Annotated in this window: 2 protein-coding genes; both read right to left on the bottom strand. The window is 42.7% G+C overall.

What is annotated here, in order from left to right; all coding sequences use genetic code 11:
• Nucleotides 1-133: 133 nt before the first annotated feature.
• Nucleotides 134-1,762 carry a methyl-accepting chemotaxis protein gene (locus tag CAG69_RS00085; protein WP_005390805.1) on the bottom strand — a complete coding sequence of 543 codons (1,629 nt, stop codon included), beginning with the start codon at nucleotides 1,760-1,762 and terminating at the stop codon, nucleotides 134-136.
• A gap of 155 nt (nucleotides 1,763-1,917) precedes the next feature.
• Nucleotides 1,918-2,184, bottom strand: a complete 267-nt coding sequence (locus CAG69_RS00090) for a hypothetical protein (protein ID WP_012841963.1) — start codon at nucleotides 2,182-2,184, stop codon at nucleotides 1,918-1,920.
• Nucleotides 2,185-2,412: the final 228 nt, after the last annotated feature.

The raw sequence follows: 2,412 nt of genomic DNA on the forward strand, positions 1-2,412 counted from the left end.
CTAGCGAGCATATTCTCCCAAGATTGAGCATGCTCTGAACTTATTTATATAGACAGAGAATAAATAAGCCGGACATTTCGTCCGGCTTATTTTTTGTAGCAATGAGGTTAGGAATAAAGCTGAAACAAAATAACTAGAGCTGGAATGAACCCATTCGAGTTTTCAAGTTGTGCGCTAGGCTACTGATCTGCTGGCAAGCTACAGCCGTTTGCGAAGCTCCCTCAGCCATCTCTGTTGAAGCACTATTAATATGCTCCACACTTCGATTCAGCTCTTCGGATACAGAATTCTGCTCACTACAAGCCGTTGCGATTTGTGTGCTCATTTGCGCTATGTTATCGACAGAATGTTCAATTTCTTTTATCTGGCTATCAGCGTCATTGACTTGCTCAACACACTGAGAAATGCCCTCCTGACAATCACGGCTTGAATGCCCTATTTTGCTGCTGCTCTCTTGTAGTTGATTAACAATTTCCACAATTTGTGAAGTGGAGTCTTGAGTGCGTTGCGCCAGAGAACGAACCTCATCTGCCACAACAGCAAACCCACGTCCTTGTTCACCGGCTCGAGCAGCTTCAATTGCGGCGTTCAGTGCTAACAAGTTTGTTTGCTCCGCAATCCCGCGGATCACATCTACGACCACATTGATATTGTTTGAGCTAGATTCAAGCTCACGTGCCAGTTCATCTGACTCTTGGATCGTATGTGATACACGCTCAATTACTGCGATAGTTTGTTGTAACGTCGCCGTTCCTTGCTTTGCCACTTCCGTTGCCGAGTAAGCAGAGGTCGCGCCAACTTCGGTATTTTGTGCCACTTCACTTACAGCAGCTTGCATTTCTGTCATCGCAGAAGCCACCGAACTAAGTTCAATTTGTTGATTTTGCATACCAGAAGCGGTCTGAGAAGAAATAGCACTCACTTCCTCTACTGCTGCCGTTAGCTGAATCGTTGAGTCATTAATCTCAGAAACCAGCGAATGTAAGTTTGTTTGCATACCGACAAGCTCTTTGAGCAACGTTCCTAACTCGTCTTTGCTCAATTCACTTTCGTCGATTTGATTATTCAATTGACCCTTGGCGATTTTAGAAGCGAATTCCAATGCTCGGTCAACAGGCCCGCAAATGACTCGAGAAAGCAACATGGCAGACATTACCATGACCAATGCGACGACGAGCGCACCAACAGCAGCGCTGTATTGTGTAAATGCCGCTTCATTTTGTACTTCTTCGCCAATCAAATTCACCAACTCATCGTTCAACGCGAGGGTATCATCCAAGCTGCTCAACGCTTTTGAGTAGGTATCGAAACTCGATAAAATCACATCATTTGCACTTTCAGCATCACCTTGGCTTAGCAGTGCGTTGTAAGTCTTCGTTTCTTTGATGTATTGATTCCAGGTTTCTTTAAAAACGTTAAAAGACTGCGTTTCACGCTGATTAAGGTCGAGCTTTTCGTATTCTGCAATACCAGCCTGCACATCAGAACGCCATTGGTCGAGGCCTTTTAACCACTCACCAATTTTGGGGTGATTTGCGTTTGGCAATAAAGAGAACTCATCTTTGCGCACTTTAGTAATATCAACTTGGATACCTTTCAAAATCGCAACAGAAGGTAAGCTTTTATCCGTTAGCACTGAGATGTCTTTATTCAGTGTTAACAAACCTTGTACCAACATTACTGACACTAAACCAAACACGGCAAAAACGGTTAAATAACTAACCGATATTTTCTTTACGACACTTAAGTCTTTAATACGCATGCACTTTCTCCCTGCAGCCTTTCCAAACCTCTCACTTAAGTGAAAGCTTAACCTCTAAAACACACTGTTTTTTGCGCTCGATATCATTGAGCGCTCTTATATACATCGGCCTGAAAGATCAAATCTTGACCATTAATTGATATTTTTATCACGTGCTATTTTAGAGATAGGCTCGCATGCTCCGTATTGTGTCTACATTTTTTTATGAGCGCTTCCCGGCGCAACTCTAAGATCTCATCGATGAGTTTTTCTTTAGCGTTGATGCCAAAGTGCTGGGCATAATTTTTGACTTTTTCAATCTCATTAGGCTGTAAGCGGTATACCTCTTTCTTTAAACGAGCTTCTGCTTCGCTTCTAATCAAACCTTGGTCTTGTAGTAATTTAATGATGGTTTCATCGATTGGATTTACTGCTCTAGCCATGGTGCTCCATCTATCAATTTAAGTTCTAGCCATGTGGCTGGATGAATGACGCCGCACAACTTATAGAGCGAAGATGACAACTTGATTGCAGTGAGTACGATTCGTTAACCATCGCTATTATTTACAACCGCTTAAGCAACCATTAACTCTCTACCCCGACTCCTCACCATTGAATAAAGAGCACATTCTGATAACAATTTTTAGTACTGGCTTCGATGTCATCCATAT

The organism is Vibrio sp. V43_P6S15P86, assembly GCF_009904725.1.
In the GTDB taxonomy this organism is placed as follows: Bacteria; Pseudomonadota; Gammaproteobacteria; order Enterobacterales; family Vibrionaceae; genus Vibrio; species Vibrio diabolicus.